General features: G+C 68.5%; 11 protein-coding genes. 5 read left to right on the plus strand and 6 right to left on the minus strand.

Features of this window, described 5'->3' with window-relative positions; genetic code table 11:
- Positions 1-530: 530 nt before the first annotated feature.
- From EV648_RS22230 to EV648_RS22240, 3 genes are read right to left on the minus strand one after another with little or no spacing between them, the layout of a single operon-like run.
- Positions 531-2,465: a beta-galactosidase gene (locus EV648_RS22230; RefSeq protein ID WP_132294931.1), complete on the minus strand. Its 1,935-nt coding sequence runs from the start codon at positions 2,463-2,465 to the stop codon at positions 531-533.
- Positions 2,458-4,689 carry an alpha-xylosidase gene (gene yicI / locus EV648_RS22235; RefSeq protein WP_132294935.1) on the minus strand — a complete coding sequence of 744 codons (2,232 nt, stop codon included), beginning with the start codon at positions 4,687-4,689 and terminating at the stop codon, positions 2,458-2,460. The genes EV648_RS22230 and yicI overlap by 8 nt, the downstream gene beginning before the upstream one ends.
- Before the next feature lie 3 nt (positions 4,690-4,692).
- Positions 4,693-5,742 carry a LacI family DNA-binding transcriptional regulator gene (locus EV648_RS22240; protein WP_132294938.1) on the minus strand — a complete coding sequence of 350 codons (1,050 nt, stop codon included), beginning with the start codon at positions 5,740-5,742 and terminating at the stop codon, positions 4,693-4,695.
- 137 nt (positions 5,743-5,879) lie between these two features.
- Here EV648_RS22240 and EV648_RS22245 point away from each other — a divergent pair, with 137 nt between their 5' ends.
- Positions 5,880-7,349: a lecithin--cholesterol acyltransferase gene (locus tag EV648_RS22245; RefSeq protein WP_132294941.1), complete on the plus strand. Its 1,470-nt coding sequence runs from the start codon at positions 5,880-5,882 to the stop codon at positions 7,347-7,349.
- Positions 7,346-11,032: an ATP-binding protein gene (locus EV648_RS22250; RefSeq protein WP_132294944.1), complete on the plus strand. Its 3,687-nt coding sequence runs from the start codon at positions 7,346-7,348 to the stop codon at positions 11,030-11,032. The genes EV648_RS22245 and EV648_RS22250 overlap by 4 nt, the downstream gene beginning before the upstream one ends.
- 3 nt (positions 11,033-11,035) lie before the next feature.
- Here the strand turns inward: EV648_RS22250 and EV648_RS22255 are convergent, their stop codons facing one another.
- Positions 11,036-12,271, minus strand: a complete 1,236-nt coding sequence (locus EV648_RS22255; RefSeq protein ID WP_241995472.1) for a D-arabinono-1,4-lactone oxidase — start codon at positions 12,269-12,271, stop codon at positions 11,036-11,038.
- Positions 12,272-12,410: 139 nt separating this feature from the next.
- Between EV648_RS22255 and EV648_RS22260 the strand changes: the two genes are divergently transcribed.
- From EV648_RS22260 to EV648_RS22270, 3 genes are read left to right on the plus strand one after another with little or no spacing between them, the layout of a single operon-like run.
- Positions 12,411-13,409: a hypothetical protein gene (locus EV648_RS22260; protein WP_132294950.1), complete on the plus strand. Its 999-nt coding sequence runs from the start codon at positions 12,411-12,413 to the stop codon at positions 13,407-13,409.
- A gap of 58 nt (positions 13,410-13,467) precedes the next feature.
- The gene (locus EV648_RS22265; RefSeq protein ID WP_132294953.1) at positions 13,468-14,772 is read left to right on the plus strand and encodes an ADP-ribosylglycohydrolase family protein; all 1,305 of its coding nucleotides are present in this window, start codon (positions 13,468-13,470) and stop codon (positions 14,770-14,772) included.
- Between the two features lie 39 nt (positions 14,773-14,811).
- On the plus strand, positions 14,812-15,810 hold the full coding sequence (locus tag EV648_RS22270; RefSeq protein ID WP_199234751.1) for a YdcF family protein: 999 nt from the start codon (positions 14,812-14,814) through the stop codon (positions 15,808-15,810).
- 41 nt (positions 15,811-15,851) lie between these two features.
- Here the strand turns inward: EV648_RS22270 and EV648_RS22275 are convergent, their stop codons facing one another.
- On the minus strand, positions 15,852-16,619 hold the full coding sequence (locus tag EV648_RS22275; RefSeq protein WP_132294956.1) for a sulfite exporter TauE/SafE family protein: 768 nt from the start codon (positions 16,617-16,619) through the stop codon (positions 15,852-15,854).
- 582 nt (positions 16,620-17,201) lie between these two features.
- The gene (locus tag EV648_RS22285; protein ID WP_132294959.1) at positions 17,202-17,846 is read right to left on the minus strand and encodes a class I SAM-dependent methyltransferase; all 645 of its coding nucleotides are present in this window, start codon (positions 17,844-17,846) and stop codon (positions 17,202-17,204) included.
- Positions 17,847-17,905 lie beyond the last annotated feature (59 nt).

Below are 17,905 nucleotides of genomic sequence, written 5' to 3' on the forward strand. Positions count from 1 at the left end.
CATGCCGGCGTGCCTCTGAGGGGTCAACCCCGGAGTGGGTGGGTTGCCCCCTCGGATTCCGGGCAGGCATCCCCGCCTCTGAGGGGTTGTCCCCTCAGGTCCGGCATGCCGGCGTGCCTCTGAGGGGTCAACCCCGGAGTGGGTGGGTTGCCCTCTCGGATTCCGGGCAGGCATCCCCGCCTCTGAGGGGTTGTCCCCTCAGGTCCGGCATGCCGGCGTGCCTCTGAGGGGGTCAACCCCGGAGTGGGTGGGTTGCCCTCTCGGATTCCGGGCAGGCATCCCTGCCTCTGAGGGGTTGTCCCCTCAGAGGCAGGCGATCGGCTGGCCAGCAGGCTGCGGGCGGAGGGCATCGCGGCGGGCATCGTGGGGGTTACCTGCCGGTGTTGTGGGTTGTCCCACCGGAGGTTCGACAGGTAAGGCACAACAACAACAGGTAACCCACCCGTACTTTGCGGTTGCCGAGGGCCGAGGGCCCCCGGGGGGCATCTAGCGCGGTTCGGAGAAGTCGGTGGTGGCGTTGGTTGTGACGGTCAGTCTCTTAGGACCGTCCAGGCTCCGGCTGCCAGCATGAGGTCGGTGTCGGCAGTTTCGCCAGTCAGAAGGTCGACGCCGCCGCCGGGGAGGGCGACGGGGTGCGGGGTGTGGTTGAGGATGAAGCGCCAGCGGGTCTTGTTCGACCTTCGCGTGATCACCTCGACGCCTTCCGGTAGGTCGGGTGGGATGATGCCGGCGGCGCGGATCACCTTGTCTACAAGGGACTTGTACGACGGGTCGTCGAGCCAGGTGGAGACGTACCAGGCGTTGTGGTGGCGGGTGATCGCGGGCAGGCCTTCGAGTGGTCCGCCCTGGTAGCGGGCGAGGGCCTCGGCACCTTCGAGGCGGAGGCGTTCGCTCCAGCCGGTGCCGTGGTCACCCGTGTCCAGGTCGACCGAGTCCACCGGGAGGAACTCCTCCACCCGGATGCCGAGGACATCGCGGAAGGCGCCGGGATAGCCACCGAGCCGGATCTGCGAGGTGGCGTCGGCGATTCCGCTCAACGAGGTCACCAGCAGTTGTCCACCACCCTCGGCGTACCGGTTGATCGCGGCGGCGGCCTCGTCGGAGACCAGGTAGAGGCTCGGCACGATGACGGCGCGGTACCGGCTCAGATCTCCTGTGGGATGGGCAAAATCGGCGCTGACGCCCAACGACCAAAATTGCCGGTGCGCCGCTCGTACGGCGGCCAGATAGTCGATCTCGGGCGACGGCAGACCCGGCCCGTCGGTCGCCCACCAGGACTCGGCGTCCCACAGGATCGCCACCTCGGCGTCGACCGCACCCTCGTCGGCCTCGGCGAGCCTCGGCAACGCCTCACCCAGCGCGGTGATCTCGCGGAAGGCCCGGCTGTCCGGACCCGCGTGCGGAACCATCGCGGTGTGGAAACGCTCGGACCCACCCCGGGACGCACGCCACTGGAAGAACAGCGATCCCCGCGAACCTCTGGCGATGTGCGAGACGCTGTGCCGGGCCATCCTGCCGGGCTCCTTCGCATGCATCCGGCCGCCGTCGTTGAGCGAGCCGGCCGCCTGCTCCATCAGCAGCCACGAACCACCACCGGCCCAGGACCGCGCCAGGTCCGCACCGAACGCGGTCTGCTGCTCGGCCTCGATCCCCGCACCCTCCGGATAGTGGTCGATGGCAACGAGATCCACCTCGCGGGCCCAGCGCCAGTGATCCACCGGCACCCATGACCCGAACACGAAGTTGGTCGTGATCGGGATCCCCGGACTCAGCGACCGCAGTACCGCTTTCTGTTCTCCGTACGCCGTAAGGAGTTCTTCCGAGAAGAACCGGCGGAAGTCCAGCACCTGCGCGGGATTCGCCAGGTACTGCGTCCGCCGCGGCGGGAACACCTGCTCCCACGCGGAGTACCCCTGGCTCCAGAAGGCGGTCGTCCACGCCTCGTTCAGCGCGGCCAACCCGTCATACCGGTCCTCCAACCACCGCCGGAACGACACGGCCACCTGGTCGCAGTAGCAGGTGCTGCCGTACTCGTTGTGCACATGCCACATCTCCAGCGCCGGGTGGCTGCCGTACCGCTCCCCAAGAGCCCGGGCGAGCCCGACAGCGGCCTCTCGGTACGCCGGGCTGCACACGCAGTACGTGTCCCTACTGCCATGCAGAAGCCGTACGCCGTCAGCCGTGACGGGTAGAGCCTCCGGATGGGCAAGGCTGAACCACGGCGGCGGAGAGGCAGTCGGCGTCGCCAGATTCACCCGGATCCCGTTACCGGCAAGGAGATCCAGCACCCGGTCAAGCCAGCCGAACTCGTACCGGCCGGGCTCCGGCTCCAGGCTCGACCAGGAGAACACCCCGACGGTGACCAGGTTCACCCCGGCCTGCCGCATCAACGCCATGTCCTCGGCCCACACCGCCGGGGACCACTGCTCCGGGTTGTAGTCGCCCCCGTAGTACAGCTCAGCCACCGAGTACGACCTTCACCTCGTATCGCTCGCAGACACCTTCGACCACCCTGCTCTGCGCCGTACCGTCCACCAGAGTCAGCTCGATCACCGCTGCAGGCGCCCCGTTCGGCCCGGGGAGACAGACACGGGCCACCTCGCCTTCGACCGGCTCGAACCAGCGCAACTCCACGTCCTCCACCCAGTCGTACTCAGGCCGATCGTCCACGGACCCGAAGGGGATCACCGCCCCCTGCCGGACCAGCAGCGGCAACCTGCCAAAGCCGTAGGTCCGAGTGACCCACCGAGAACCAGCCAGCCGCTCCCCGGTCAGTAGGTCCGTCCAAAGACCCTCCGGCAGGTAGAACCTGGTCGCCCCCTCGGCACTCATCACCGGAGCCACCAGCAGATCGGGCCCGAGCATGTACTGCCGATCGAGATAGGCGACCGCCGGGTCTGAAGGGAACTCCAGCACCATCGGCCGCATCATCGGCGTACCAGCCGTGTGGGCTTCGGAGACCGCCACCGCCAGGTAGGGCATCAGGGACATCTTCAGCTTGGTGAACGATCGCAATACGTCGACTGCCTCGTCATCGAACGCCCACGGCACCCGGTAGGACCCGGAGCCGTGCAGCCGCGAGTGCGACGACAGCAGCCCGAACGGCACCCACCGCTTGAAGACAGCCGGTTCCGGCGTCCCCTCGAAGCCTCCGATGTCATGGCTCCAGTAGCCGAAACCCGAAGCAGCCAAGGACAATCCGCCCCGCAGCGACTCCGCCATCGCCTCGAACGTCGACTCGCAGTCGCCACCCCAGTGCACCGGGAACTGCTGCCCGCCGGCCGTCGCCGACCGCGCGAACAGTACGGCGTCGCCCTCGCCGCGGTTGTCCCGCAACAGGTCGAACACTGCCTCGTTGTAGAGGTGCGGGTAGTAATTGTGCATCCGCCCGGGATCAGATCCGTCGGACCAGACCACGTCCTCGGTCGGGATCCGCTCACCGAAGTCCGTCTTGAAGCAGTCCACTCCGATATCGATCAAGGCCTGCAGCTTCGAGCGGAACCACGCGGTCGCCGCCGGGTTGGTGAAGTCGACGATCCCCATCCCGGCCTGCCACATGTCCCACTGCCAGACCGAGCCGTCCGCACGCCTCAGCAGATAGCCGAGCTCGCGCCCCTCCTCGAAGAGCACCGAGCGCTGGGCGATGTACGGGTTGATCCAAAGGCTGATCCGCAGGCCCCGCGCCTTCAGCCGCTGCAGCATCCCCGCGGGGTCCGGGAACGCCGCGGGATCCCAGAGGAAGTCGCACCAGTGGAACTGCCGCATCCAGAAGCAGTCGAAGTGGAACACGCTCAGCGGCAGGTCCCGCTCGGCCATCCCGTTGACGAAGCTCGTCACCGTCGGCTCGTTGTAGTCGGTGGTGAACGAGGTCGACAACCATAACCCCATCGACCACGCGGGCACCTGAGCCGGCCGCCCGGTCAACCCGGTGTAGCGGGTGAGCACCTTCTTGGGCGTCGGCCCGTCGATGACGTAGTAGCTCAACTCCTGACCCTCGACGCTGAACTGGTTCCGCGAGACCACCTCAGACCCGAGCTCGAACGACACGTGCGCCGGCGTGTCCACCAGGACGCCGTACCCGGCGCTGCTCAGGTAGAACGGCACGTTCTTGTACGCCTGCTCGCTGGACGTGCCGCCGTCGGCGTTCCAGATGTCGACGACCTGCCCGTTCTTCACCAGCGGACCGAACCGCTCGCCCAGGCCGTAGACCGTCTCACCCACGCCCAACGCCAACTGCTCGTGCACATACGTGCACCCGGCCGGATCGGTGATCAGCCCGATGCTGCTGGCAGCCGACCCGGTCAGCAACCGCCCATCCCGCTCGAAGCGCACGTTCCAAGGGCCCTCGAGCGCGATCACCACGGTGAGCCCACCACTCGTCAGCCTCGCGGTCTCCGCATCCACCTCCACCTTGACCGGGTGCTCGTTCCCGCTGTTCAGCCGGTACGCCGGACGCGGTGGCCGGCCGCCGCTGTGATGCTGGACGCGGACGCCGATGATCCCGAGCGCGGGCGAGCTGAAGGTGATCGTGAACAGCGGCTGGTTGAGGGTGTCGCCGCGGTGCACGATCCGCTTGGCCGGTGCGTAGACGGTGAGCGAGCGCTCGCCGGCCTCGACACTCTCCACCTCGGCCGGCCGGAGCCTGGTCAGGCCCTCGCGAAGCTGCCAGTGGCCGTCAGTGAACTTCATCTACTACCTCTTTGCTCGTGCACTCCTGGCCGTCTTCCTCTTCTTCGCCCGGCCGCTCGTCCCCCGGACCTCCAGCGCACAGGGCAACAACTCCTCGTACGTCGAACCGTCGTCCTCGGCGAGCCTCTTCAGCAGCACCCGGGTGGCCGCCGCGCCGAGCACAGCCCCCGGAGACGTCATCGCGGTCAGCGCGGGACTCGCCAGATCGGCGACGACTTCAGAGGTCACCATCGACACCACCGAGACATCACCCGGTACGTCGAGGCCGGCCTCGCGCAGTTCCGCGAGGATCCCGAGCGCGGCGTTCTCGTTCATCACCAGCACGCCGGTCAACGCCGGGCACTCCTCGCGCGCCCGCTGGATCGCGGCCCGGCCACCGGCGGCGGTGTCCTCGGTCGGCACCATCACGCCGGTGATCCCGTGCCGCTCGAGTGCCGCCTGGAAGGCCGCCTCGGTCCGTTTGGCGGGGCCGTAACCGCTGGCCAGGCTGGCGGGAGAATGGTTGATGTAGGCAATGGTCTCGTGCCCGAGGTCGACCAGGTGCGCGACCGCGTCGTCCACGGTCTGCTCGAAATCGATGTCCACACAGGCCAGTCCGGCGCCGTCCTCGGTCCGCCCGATCAGCACGAACGGCGACTCCAGCTTCCGGAGCAGCTCGACCCGCCGATCGGTCAACTGCACCTCCATCACCAGGAAGCCGTCCAGCAACCGCTGGGTCGCCAGCGACTGCAGCTCATCACTGTCAGCGGCGCCGACCGGACACAGCATCAGGTGGTACCCGGCCTCGCGCGCGGCCTCGGTGGCACCGGTGACGAACGCGGTCTCGGTGGCACCCAGCCCACGCCCGGTGAGCGGCAGCAGCAAGCCGACGATGTTGCTCTTCCGGCTGGCCAGCCCGCGCGCCATCGCGTTCGGCTGGTAGTCGAGCTCCGCCATCGCCGCGAGCACCCGGTCCCGGGTCGCCTCCGAGATCGGCCGCGTCCCGGTCAACACGTACGACACCGTGCTCACCGACACCCCGGCTCGCCGAGCCACGTCGGTCATCGTCGCCATGCCCGCCTCCGGCGATCATCGAAACGCTTCGTCGAAGCGTTTCGACAAAGTTAGGCCAAGGTCTCCGGGGCGTCAACCGTTGACCTGCTCAGCGGGCAGTGATTGTTTGGCCTCAGGGTGCAAGGGGGGCCGGTTCGATGGCCAAGCTCAAGATGCGTGACGTCATCGTCGTGCTGCCCGGAATCACCGGCAGCGTGCTCTCGCAAGCGACCGGGAACGGCGACCGCCGCGACCTGTGGGACGTGTCCGGCCGGGCCCTGTGGTCCTATCTCCGCTCCCGCGGCGACAGCCTTCAGCAGCTCGCCGTACCGCAGCACGATCCCCGGTCCGACCCTCCCCCGACCGATATCACCGCGACCGGCCTGGTCGACGGCTTCCACGGTGTCTTCGGCCTGGCGAAGATCGACGGCTACAAGCCGATCTACGACGCGTTGGAGAGCAGGTTCGACGTCACGCCCGGGAGTTGGTCGGACCCCGGCCCGGCGAATCTGCTGACATTTCCCTACGACTGGCGCTTGAGCAACCGCGCCGGCGCACAGGCTTTCGAGGCCGGTATCCGGGACAAGCTCGCCGCCTGGCGCGACCACTCCGGCGAGCCCGAGGCGCGGTTGATCCTGGTCGCGCACAGCATGGGCGGATTGGTGGCCCGCTACTGGCTCGAGGTACTCGAGGGATGGCGCGAGACCAAAGCCCTGGTGACGTTCGGTACGCCGTACCGCGGGTCGCTCGACGCGGTCGGCTATCTGGCCAACGGCTACAAGAGAGCCTTCGTCGACCTGACAGCGGTGCTGCTCAGCTGCCCGTCCGTCTACGAACTGCTGCCGATCTACAGATCTGTGCGGCAGGACGGCGAGTGGAAGCGCCCGAGCGAGGTCCGATTGCCCGTGGTCGAATCCGGTTTCGAGGAAATGGCAGCCCGCTATGTGGCGGCCGCCGCGGAGTTCCACGACGAGATCCGCTCGAAGGTCGACGAGCACGCCAACGACCCGGCGTACAACAAGGCGTACGCCGTCGTGCCCTTCGTCGGCGTCTACCAGGACACGCAGCAGTCGGCTCTGCTGCAGGACAACCGACTCACGGTGAACAACGAACTGCCGGGCTGGATCGAGGACGACGTCTCCGGTGGTGACGGCACGGTGCCCCGGATCTCGGCCATCCCGATCGAGATGGAGTCCGCCTTCGCCGCCACCTTCGTCGGGGCCAAGCACAGCGGTCTGCAGAACAGCGCGTCGGCGCTCGACGACCTGGTCGAACGGCTCCGCCAATCGCAGAGCATGCACATGCGGGACATCCAGGGCAGCTACGCGCCAGGGATCACCGCCGTCGATCTCGTCGTCGACGACGTGTTCCTGCCGGACGAACCCGTCGTACTGCGCGCGCGGCTGGTCGACAGGGAGAACCACCCCGTCCAGTCGGTACTGCGGGTCGTGGTCGAGCCGACCGGCGGAGTGGGCGCCACCACGCAGATCGTGCTCCCCAGGACCGACGACTACGCCGTCGCCGAGCTGGGGGAGCTCGCGCCAGGCCAATACCGGGTGACCGTCGGGGTGGCGGGTCCGCAATACCGGGCCCTTCCGGTGACGGACGTGTTCGAGGTGGCCGGATGACCTGGCCGGTCTGGCCGAAGGGCAACGAGAAGGCTCTGGCTGGTTACGTGCTCGCGAGCACGGCCGGCTCGGTCCGGCTCGCCTCCCCGACTGCCGACGCACACGCCGCGGGAAACCTGAGCCTGATCCTCCGCGAGTTGTACGAGGCACTGCTGGCGATGGACATCCGCTGGTCCCGCGAGATGTACCGCGCCGACGAGGCTCGCCAGGAAGTGCGGCCGCCCGACGCGATCCTGCGCGGTGCGGGTGACGGCACTTGTTTGGACCTGGCCCTGCTGCTGGCAGGAGCGGCCCTGGGTAAGGACCTGCTTCCCGTCGTCGTGGTACTCGACGGACACGCCCTCATCGCGGTGTCGACGGGCACCGACAGACGTCGCGCGGACAGCGGAGTCCGCAGGCAGCGCGAGAACGGCGGCGCGTTCACCGACGGGCTGTTGACGGACAGCGAGGTACTGCGCGAACTGGTCACGCGAGGCGAGTACGCGTTGGTCGAGTGCACCGGCTTCGCGATGGCCAGGGAGGCCATCAATCCGGCCACCCCCGAGGGCAGCGGGCGAACGGACGGGCTGATGTCGTACGACCGCGCGACCGAGGCCGGACTGGAGCAACTGGCCTTCCCAGGCAGGGAGTTCCAGTTCGCCATCGACGTCGCCTATCTGCAGGACATCGTCGGGATCGAGGTCTACGACCCGAAGCCGGACGGCATGGAGCGGATCAACGCGGACCTGCGGCTGCGCTATCGCCAACTCATGGACGAGTACTCGTTCGTGGCCGGGCGGGAAGAGCAACTCAGCACCCTCGACCGCTTCATCGCCGACGAGCCGTCGGGCTACTGCCTGGTGACCGGTGACGCGGGCACCGGCAAGACAGCGCTGCTGGCCGAGTGGCTCCGGCGCCTCACCGACCGGGTCGACGTCAGCCCGGTCTATCACTTCATCAGCAGGCAGTACGGCACGGCCGACCGGGAGTTCGACTTCTTCCAGTCGTTGCTGCAGCAGGCCTCCTGGGCGTGGGGGCGGCCGGTGAACGCGACCGGGTCGCTCGGCATCCTGGAGGCGAGCTGGCTGGATCTGCTGGACGCCGGCCGCCCGCCGCCGGGGCCGGTCGTCATCGTGATCGACGGCGTCGACGAGATCGAAGGATGGTCCCTGTCGAAGGCGACCCTGCCGCGTGAACTGCCCGCCGCGGTGCATGTCGTGCTCTCCGCGCGGTCCGTCGCGGGAACCGACTGGCGCAGGGAACTCGGGCTGCGGAACCCCCAGGTGCTGAGGCTCGGAACGTTCGACGACGCCGCGGTACGCGCCATTCTCGAAGGCGCCGGCGCGCCGGCCTGGTTGCTCGAACCGGAAGCCTTCGCGGTTCTCACCCAGCGCGCCCAGGGCGATCCGTTCTACGTCCGGCTGCTCTGCGACCAGGTCGTCGATCACGAGATCGCGAACCTCGACGACCTCGCCCGCGTCGAGCACGGCCTGCGGGACTACATCGGGGCTTGGTGGGCCGATCTGAACCGATCCGCGCCCAACGCCGAAGTACGGACGCTGCTGTCGTATCTCACCGTCGCGCTCGCGCCGATGACGCAGGCCGAGCTGATCGACATCAGTGGGACCGACGGGCTCGACTTCTTCTCCTTCGGACCGGCCCTGAACACCGTGAAGCGTTATGTCCGGGGCGATCTCGAGGAGGTGGGAATCGCGTTCGCGCACTGGCGGCTCAAGGACTATGTCTCCCGTGGACTGGGCATCGAGGGCACCCGGCAGGCGCGAGAAGCGATCCTGTCGTGGTGTGACCGCTGGCATGAGCATCACTGCCGGTATGCCCTGGCCAAAGGGGTCAGCCACCATCTGGAGGAGGTCGCGAACACACCACCCGCGGACCAAGGGCCACGGCTACGCGCGATCGTCGAGCTCACCCGCAACCACGACTACCAGACGGCGCGGGTCGAGAAGGTCGGCGACGGCGCCGGCCTGGTGGCCGACATGAACCATCTGATCGAGCGCCTCGCCGAGGTCGAACCCATCGACGTCAGCACCCTCGCGACCATGTCGTTGGAGTTTGTCGACGCCCGCACTCGCTGGCTGCAACCGGCCGCCGTCTTCGATCTGGCCCGGCGCGGGCAATGGGAAGAGGCGGTCTGGCGTCTCGAGTTGCTCCCCGCCGGCGACCTCTGGCGGACCGCCGCCCGGTTGTGCATCGCCTGGCTGGCGGTGGATCAGGCCGGAGACGAGGTGCGGCGGTTGCTGGACGACGACGGTGGTGGGATGTCCCTGCTCGGGGAGTTGACTGTCAGAGTCCGCGGGGCGATGGCACGGGATCCCCAGCCTGCCGTGTCCTCGCCGGGAGCCGATGACGTCTTGCTCGACCAGGCGCAGCAGATCATCACGGCGCTGTCGGCCGGCAGCAACCTCGAGGGTCTGAGCTCCCGGGCGTCCAGCTATAGCGAGGGTCCCGATCAGTCACCGGAATTCAGCGTCGACGCCGAGGTCCAGGTGCTGGTGAACGCGGCGCTCGGGAACCCGGGCCACGGCGACGCGCTGCTCGACGCGTACATCGACCTGCAGGGCGCCAACCCGTACGCCGACTACCGGAACCGCGCGCTCGCGGTGCTCCTCGATGCCATCGTCCGGCTGCTCCCGGACCCGGCCCAGGCGCGCCTCCACATCGTCCACGTGGTGGAGAGCGCGCTGAACCCGTCTCCGGTCCGGTTCGGCGACTCTCTCCGGTTCAGCGTCGACCGACGGGCAGGCGCCGCCGCCCGGCCGGATCTCACCGAGACGGCGCAGGATCTCGAGCGTACGGCGGACTATCTGCTCGATCACGCCGAGGGCCGGCCCGCGCCGCACCACTCCGGTGGCAACGATCTCTGGTCGTTCCACCGGCGCCGCATGGCCGCGATGGCCGAGACGCTCGCTGGTGCCGGCGATCCGGTCACGGCCGGCCGGCTCCTGGACAAGGCCGCGGGTCTCCGGCTCGGCTTCGCCGGTTTCAGGGCGCCCGCGTTGCTCACGCTGGCCGAGGCGAACCTCGTCGTACGGCCTGAGTTCCCGCAGCGAAGGCTCCGCTGTCTGGAGCTGGCGCGGCTGGCCGCGCACAACATCCAGGATCCACCGTTCGCCGCCCGGATGACGGCGATGGTGAACTGCCTGGCGCAGCGGCTGGAGCCGCCGGCCGACCTCCCTACGCAGGTCGAGGACTTCGTCTCCTCACCCTCGGCGCGAGCAGCCGACTTCGGCAGCATGCACCGGGTCGGCGAGCAGTTCTTCCTCCGCAGGCGCGAGGACCACGTCGCGATGGACGTCGTCTCCCAGGCCAACACGATCGAGCGGCTGGCTCTCGACGTCTTCCACCTGCCCATCGCGGCTCTCGCCTACGCCAATCCCGATCACTCGCGCTCCGACGTCCTGCCGGACGGCTCCTGGGTCGTGGTGCCGGACCCGGCGTTCGCGCCGATGATGGCCACGTGGCTGTCCGCCGAGGTCCTGGCCGCCAACCTGCCCGAGATCGAGACGACGGCACTCATCGCCCGCTTCGTCCCCGTTGCCCTCAGCAATCCGACCGCGCTCGACACGCTGCTCGCACGGCTGGTGGGAGCTGCGCCGACGGTCGAGATCGCCGCGCTGACCGAAGCCTTGCCTCTTGCGCGAACCTTCGAACCGCAGTCGGGCAGCGAGTACTTCGCCTCGTAGCCCTTAGGCCGACGGCAGGTAGGTGTCCAGGTAGTCGTTTCGGAACTTGCCGGCCGGGTCGTACTTCGCGGCGAGGCTGATGAACTCGGGGACCTTCGGGTAGCACTCGCGGAGGGTGGCGGCGTCGGTGGTGAAGACCTTGCCCCAGTGCGGGCGGGCGCCGAGCGGAAGGATGGCCGCCTCGAGAGCTCCGACCACCGGGCGGATGGCGGCCTCGTCCTGGATCCAGGTGAAGTGGAGAGCCACGGTGTCGCGGCCCTGGCTCGGGCTCAGCCAGAGGTCGTCCGCGGCGATCGTCCGTACCTCGGAGATCTGCAGGAGCCCCTCGAAGCGCTTGCCGAGGGTTCGCATCTCCTCGAACGCCTGACCGGCCACGGCGCGCGGCAGGAAGTACTCCGACTGCAACTCCTCGCCGTTGCTCGGGGTGAACTCGAGGCGGAAGTGCGGGAGCCGTTCGTTCCACGGTCCGGGCACTCCGCCCTGCTGGGTGGCGAAGTCGGCCGGCATCGCCTTGATCGGGTGCCGGGCCCCATCGGCGATCCGCCCGCCGAGCCACTCGGGCTCGTACGGCGTACCGGCGCGCAGCTTGCGCCACACCATCACGTCGGGGTCGAGCCAGTCGGTGAAGGCGCTGACGCTGTACGCGCTGGCGAAGATCTCCTCGAAGTCCGGGCCGAGCCGCCCGACCGGGACCCCGTCGTACACGACCTGGCTGATCTCGTACGCCGGCCGTGTGTCGAGCGTGAGGCGGACCGTGACCCCGAGGGCGCCGAGCGAGATCACCGAGCCGAGGAAGTCGGGGTCGTCGCGGGTGAGCGTGACGAGCTCGCCGTCGGCGCCGATGAAGGTGATCGCGGAGACCGCAGAGGCGAGGGTGCCGTTGGTGTCGCCGGATCCGTGCGTGCCGGTGGAGCAGGCGCCCGCGACGGAGATGTGCGGCAACGACCCGAGGTTGTGCAGGGCTCGCCCCTCGGCCTGGAGCGCGGCGGTGACCTCGCCGTACCGGAGGCCGGCGGAGACCGTGACGGAGTCGCCCTCTACCGTGATCACCCGCGGCAGGTCGGCCACCGAGACCAGCGTGCCGGTGGTGTCCGCGATCCGGTTGAACGAGTGCCCGGTCCCCAGCACCCGGACCCGATCCGAGTCCCTGACCAGCTCCTGCAGCTCCGGCACGGATTCCGGCCGGCGGACCTCCGTGGAGAAGGTGATGTTGCCGGCCCAGTTCGTCAGCTCGCCCACTTCGACACACCCTTCATCCCGCACCGGCCGACCGGCACTCTCGTGTCGAGCCTTACACAACCCACACCACCGCGGGTCCCCAGGTCGACCCCGGTCGCCGCTTAGGGTCGAAGGACCTGAACGATCGAGAGAGGAATTCATGAGTCGCATCACCATCCTTCGCCGGCACCGGGTCGCCACCGCGATCGGACTCGCGAGCGTGCTCGCCGCGGGTACAGCGGTCACCGTGGCGGTCAAGGGGTCCGACGCCTCCCAGGCGGCCACCAGCAGCACCGCTGCCGCGACGGCGATCAGCTGCAGCACCGCGACCGGCGGCAAGCCGTTCTACGACGGGCCGTCGGCCTCGAAGGTCTACGACGCCCGCTTCAGCAACAGCGCCGCCGTACCGAACCTGGGCAGCTACACCCCGCAGGGCGTCGGCACCTGGTGGAACTGGGACGGCTCGAAGGACCTGCTGCTGGTCACGGCGTACCGGACGGGCGCGAACTCGCAGATCATCGGCATCGACCCGGCCACCAACAAGACGGTCGGCGTGGTCGCCATCGCCGCCACCCACGGCGGCGGCATCACCACCAGCAACGGCTGGGCGTTCGTTCAGGGCAGCACCAACGGCATCCGCAAGTACAAGCTGTCCTCGCTGAAGTCCGCGATGAAGGCGGCCGGCACGCCGTACCTGAAGGCGGTCGGCACAGAACGCAAGGTCTACGGCGCGTCCTTCCTGACCAGCTACGGCGGCTACGTCTGGTCCGGCAAGTTCAACGACAAGGGCCGCGACAAGATGTACCAGTACAAGATCAACAGCAACGGCTCGCTGACCACCATCAACAAGGCGTGGGAGGTGCCGACCAAGACCCAGGGCCTGCTCGTCACCGGCAGCCACTTCGTCTTCAGCACGTCGTACGGCCGCGACAAGCGCAGCAACCTGTACGTCGTGCGCCGCGGCCAGCCGGATCTGGACAAGGCGAAGCTGAGCTGCTTCCGCGCTCCGAGCATGTCGGAGGGCATCACGGAGTACGGCGGCCGCGCGTACCTGGTGTTCGAGTCCGGCTCGCACGTCTACCGCTCGGACCCGAAGACCCTGAACGTGATCAGCCACCTGCACAAGGCCACGATCTCGTCCCTCACCAGTCTGGCCTGACGCCACCGCAGTCCGGCCTGAGGCCACCGCCCGATGGCGGTCAGTTCAAGGAGCACCCGTGCACAACGTCCTGGATCCCCGCGACCTCGTTCCCGACGAGGCCGAGCAGTTGCTGAGCGCCGGGTACCCGGCCGGCAACCTGCTCGACCGGGCCCGCGCGGCGGCCGCGGCGGACGATCCGCACGAACTGGCCGCCATCGAGTACGCGCTGCGCGACCTGCGCCGCCGGGAGGACTGGCCGTACGACGAGCCGTCGGACCTGTCCTCCCTCGGCGCGGGGGCGGCCGTCACCCCGGCCGGCGACGACGTACCGGACCGCATCCGCGGCGCCTGGCTCGGCCGGGCGATCGGCAACACCATGGGCAAGCCGGTCGAAGGGCTAAGCCACACCGAGGTGGAGCGCTACCTGCGGGCCGCGGGCGACTGGCCGTTGAGCGGCTTCGTCCCGTTGGTGGACCCGCTCCCCGAGGGGATCGGTTCGCTGCACCCGTCGGCGGCGGAGGCCTCGGCCGGCCGGTTCGACGCGATCCCCCGGGACGACGATCTCGACTGGACCATCCTCGGGCTGCATCTGCTGGAGACCTACGGCGCCGAGTTGTCGACCGAGGACATCGCCCGCGAGTGGCTCGACCGGATGCCGTTCACCCAGACCTACACCGCCGAGCGGGTCGCGTACCGGAACCTGGTCAGCGGCCTCAAGCCACCGAACACCGCCACCAACCGCAATCCGTACCGCGAGTGGATCGGTGCCCTGATCCGGGTGGACACCTACGGCTACGTGAACGCCGGCGACCCGACCAGTGCGGCACGCATGGCCCGCACCGACGCGGTCCTCTCCCACACGGCCAACGGCATCTACGGCGCCCAGTGGGCAGCCGCGCTGGTCGCCCAGGCTCTCGTCGCCGACACCGCCGCCGACGCACTCCGTACTGCGCTGTCGGTGGTTCCATCGCGCTCACGGATGGCCGAGAGCCAGCAGAAACTGCTTGACCTGTCCGAGGCGGGCGCGACCGCCGCCGAGGCACTGGACTGGATCGACCACAAGCTCGACTACAACTGGGTCCACACCCTGAACAACGCGGCGATCATCAGCGCCGGGCTGCTCTGGGGTGAGGACGACTACGTGCGGACGCTCGGACTGGTCGTCGGCGCCGGGCGGGACACCGACTCGAACGGCGCCACCGCCGGCAGCGTCTTCGGCGCTCTCCACGGCTCGGCCGCGATCCCCGCGGAACTGGTTGCCCCTGGCAAGGGCATTGTGCGCAGCGCGGTCCGTGGTTTCGACCGGATCACCATCGACGAACTCGTCACCCGGACCGAGGCGGTCCGGCAGGAGTTACGGTCCGGCAACCCGCCCTCGTGATCCGGCGGTGAGTGCTCGGCCCGTGGTTTGATACCCGGCGTGATCATCTCGTTCGGCATGGCCGGGGTCTGGCTCGTGCTGTTCCTGGTGAGCTTCCTGCGCGATCAACGGCTGCTGCGCAACGGGGTGTACCTCGTGCTGATGTTGCTGTTCGCGGGTCTCGGCGTGGTGTTCGCCCTCGAGAAGGTCTCGGAGTCGGCGGCCAAGGTACTCGTCGTCGCCGTTCTCGTCTGCATCCCGCTGAGCATCGCGGTGCTGGCGGTGTTCCTGATCGCCAACGGCGTGGTCATGCTGCGGCGCGAAGGCCGCCGCCCGGCCAACCTGCTGTCGCTGCTGGCCGGGCTGGGCATCATCGGGTTCGTCGTGTTCAGCGTGCTGGTGCAGCAGATGGGCTGGCGTCCGCTGGAGATCGTGCGGAGCGTGCTGATCGGGGTCCTCACGTACGTGTCGTTCCTGTTCGTCTGCTTCCTGCTCTACGCCTTCGTCTACGGGCGCTTCAGGTTCAGCCGGAAGGTCGACTTCATCGTCGTGCTCGGCGCCGGACTCCGAGGCAGCAGGGTGCCACCTTTGCTGGCCAGCCGGTTGGATCGCGCCCACGCCGTCTACGACCAGCAAACCCGCAAAGGCCGAACTCCGCTGCTGATCACCTCGGGTGGTCAAGGACCTGACGAGGACGTGCCGGAGTCACACGCGATGGCCGACTACTTGATCGAGCACGGCATCCCCGCCGACCGCGTACTGCGCGAGGACCGCTCGACGTCGACCTTCGAGAACCTCACCTTCAGCCGCGAGATCATGGTCGGCCTGGTCCCGAAGTACCGCTGTCTGGTGGTGACGAACAACTTCCACGCCCTCCGCGCCGCCTTCATCGCCCGCAAGGCGAAGGTCAACGGCCAGGTGATCGGCTCCCCGACCGCCGCGTACTACTGGCCGAGCGCAACCATCCGCGAGTTCATCGCCATCCTCGCCGAGCACCGCCTCGCCAACACGATCATCGTCCTGCTGATCCTCGCCCACGCCCTCCTGCCCGTCATCTGATGGGCGATCGCTTGTCCAGGTCAATGGGCACGCAGGAACAGCTAGCGGAGCATCACGATGGCGGCGGTGATGCCGGCCAGGACGATCAGGATGCGGAGGAGGGTGGGTGGGAGCCGGCGGCCGATGTGGGCTCCGGTGTAGCCGCCTACTACCGAACCGGCAGCCAGTAGACCGACCGCGGTCAGGTTGAGGTCGGCGACGAAGACGAAGATCAGCCCGGCGATCACGTTCGCGGCGAGCACGGCCAGCGTCTTGAGTGCGTTGACGACCCGCAACTCCAGGTCGAGGCCGAGCCCGAGCACCGCCATCATCATCACCCCGGACCCGGCTCCGAAGTACCCGCCGTAGACGCCGGTCAGCGCGGCGAAGAAGGTGGTGACCGGCGACATCGACGTCCGCGGCTCGAGCGAATCCGGGTCCTCGTGCCGCGACCGCAGCCAGCGCGAGATCCACGGCTGCGCGCCGACGATCAGGCAGGTGAAGAGGATCAGCCAAGGTACGACGACCTCGAACACGCCGGCAGGCAGGCACAACAGCAGCGCCGCTCCCCCGATCGATCCGATCGCACAGGTGGCGACGACGTACCAGGTGACGTGCGGCTGCTCCCGCAGTTCGCGGCGATAGCCCAGCGAGCCGCTGAGCCCGGCCGGGATCAGGCCGACCGTGTTCGAGGCGTTCGCGACCACCGGCGGGATACCGATCGCGAGCAGCACCGGGAAGCTCACCAGCGAGGCGACCCCGACCGTCGACGTCAGGATGCCCGCGATGAGCCCGGCCGCCAGGATCGCCACCTGTTCGAGCCCCGTCACGGCTGCTCGCGCAGCAGCGCGACGTCGCTGACCAGCATCACGTGGTCCACCCGGTTATCTGTTCGGCGACCTGCTCATACAGCCGGGTACGGAGTACGGGGCGGGGGAAGCGGTCGTCGGCCATGAGACCACCTTATTGACAATGGGTCACTGAGCTATTGCTAGGCCAGTGAGTCACGCCGCGCCAACGCGGCACTTCGATCGCGCCGTACCAGGCCCTCGAGGTCGCGGACCGCCGCCTCCCGCCGTACGCCGACCGCCTTCGCAAACAACTGGCCGATCTCAGCTGAACATCTCCCCAGAGGTGTACCGTCAAGTGCAACAACCGAGGCCCAGGAGTACCGCGGCGTACGAGGTTCGCCCAGCGAACCCAGCCCATCCGAACCGAGCCCCGGAGCCCGAGATGTCCAAGAACAAGGGCGGACGCGAAGTCCGCAAACCCAAGCAACCCAAACAGCCGAAAGCCAACCCCGGCGACAGCACGATCATCCCGCCCACGAAGCAGGGGCGTAAGTAATCAGCGCGGTCAGTTTCTGAGGCCGTTGGCTAGGAGCCGTCCGTAACTGCCGGTCCGCCTTGGATTCAGGTTCTCCGAGCGAGCAGGTAACCCTGCGGAGTGGATTCCTGCTCCTCGGCGGGCCGGCCGGCCCAGAACGCCGTCGCGAACCCGGCGTCGGCGAGCCGGCGCTGCATCTCGTCCGCCGACAGCCAGTACCCGTCGAACTCGACCCCGAGGCCGGCGCTGCGGCCGCCGCGCCGGAGCTTGCCGTCACCGTCCTTGAAGGCGGTGACCAGGTAGCCCCCGGGCTTCACGACGCGGGCGAGTTCGCCGAAGGCGACCGGACGGTCGGCAGGCGCGAGGAAGATCAGCGAGTACCAACACACCACCCCTGCCAGCGAGGCGTCTGCGAAGGGCAGGTCCCGCAGGTCCGCGACCTCGAAGGTGAAGTCCGGATAGTCACGCCGGGCGACGTTGACCATCTCGGGCGAGAGATCGACCCCGCGTGGGGTCACACCGTGCCCCTTCAGAAAGGGAGCCAGCCGGCCGGTCCCGCAACCGATGTCCGCGACGTCGGTGCCGAGGTCTGCGGCAAGGGTCATTTCACAGAACAACCCAAGCACCGCCCGCTCGATGGGCATCGCGTCCAGCGCTCCCACCAGGCGCTCGGCATACCACTCCGCAAGCACATCGTGTGCGGCCCTCAGCTCGTCAGTCTTGGCATCCACGGACGGAACCATAGTTGACCGAGTTCTTCGGCGCTCGGGGGGCTAGCAGGGCGGCGAGC

Origin of the sequence: Kribbella sp. VKM Ac-2568 (assembly GCF_004345365.1) — a bacterium.
GTDB lineage: Bacteria > Actinomycetota > Actinomycetes > Propionibacteriales > Kribbellaceae > Kribbella > Kribbella orskensis.

Coding starts and splice junctions, on each gene's coding strand:
- EV648_RS22245 (WP_132294941.1), top strand. CDS start 5,880: ATGGCCAAGCTCAAGATGCGTGACGTCATCGTCGTGCTGCCCGGAATC.
- EV648_RS22260 (WP_132294950.1), top strand. CDS start 12,411: ATGAGTCGCATCACCATCCTTCGCCGGCACCGGGTCGCCACCGCGATC.
- EV648_RS22240 (WP_132294938.1), bottom strand. CDS start 5,742: ATGGCGACGATGACCGACGTGGCTCGGCGAGCCGGGGTGTCGGTGAGC.
- yicI (WP_132294935.1), bottom strand. CDS start 4,689: ATGAAGTTCACTGACGGCCACTGGCAGCTTCGCGAGGGCCTGACCAGG.
- EV648_RS22250 (WP_132294944.1), top strand. CDS start 7,346: ATGACCTGGCCGGTCTGGCCGAAGGGCAACGAGAAGGCTCTGGCTGGT.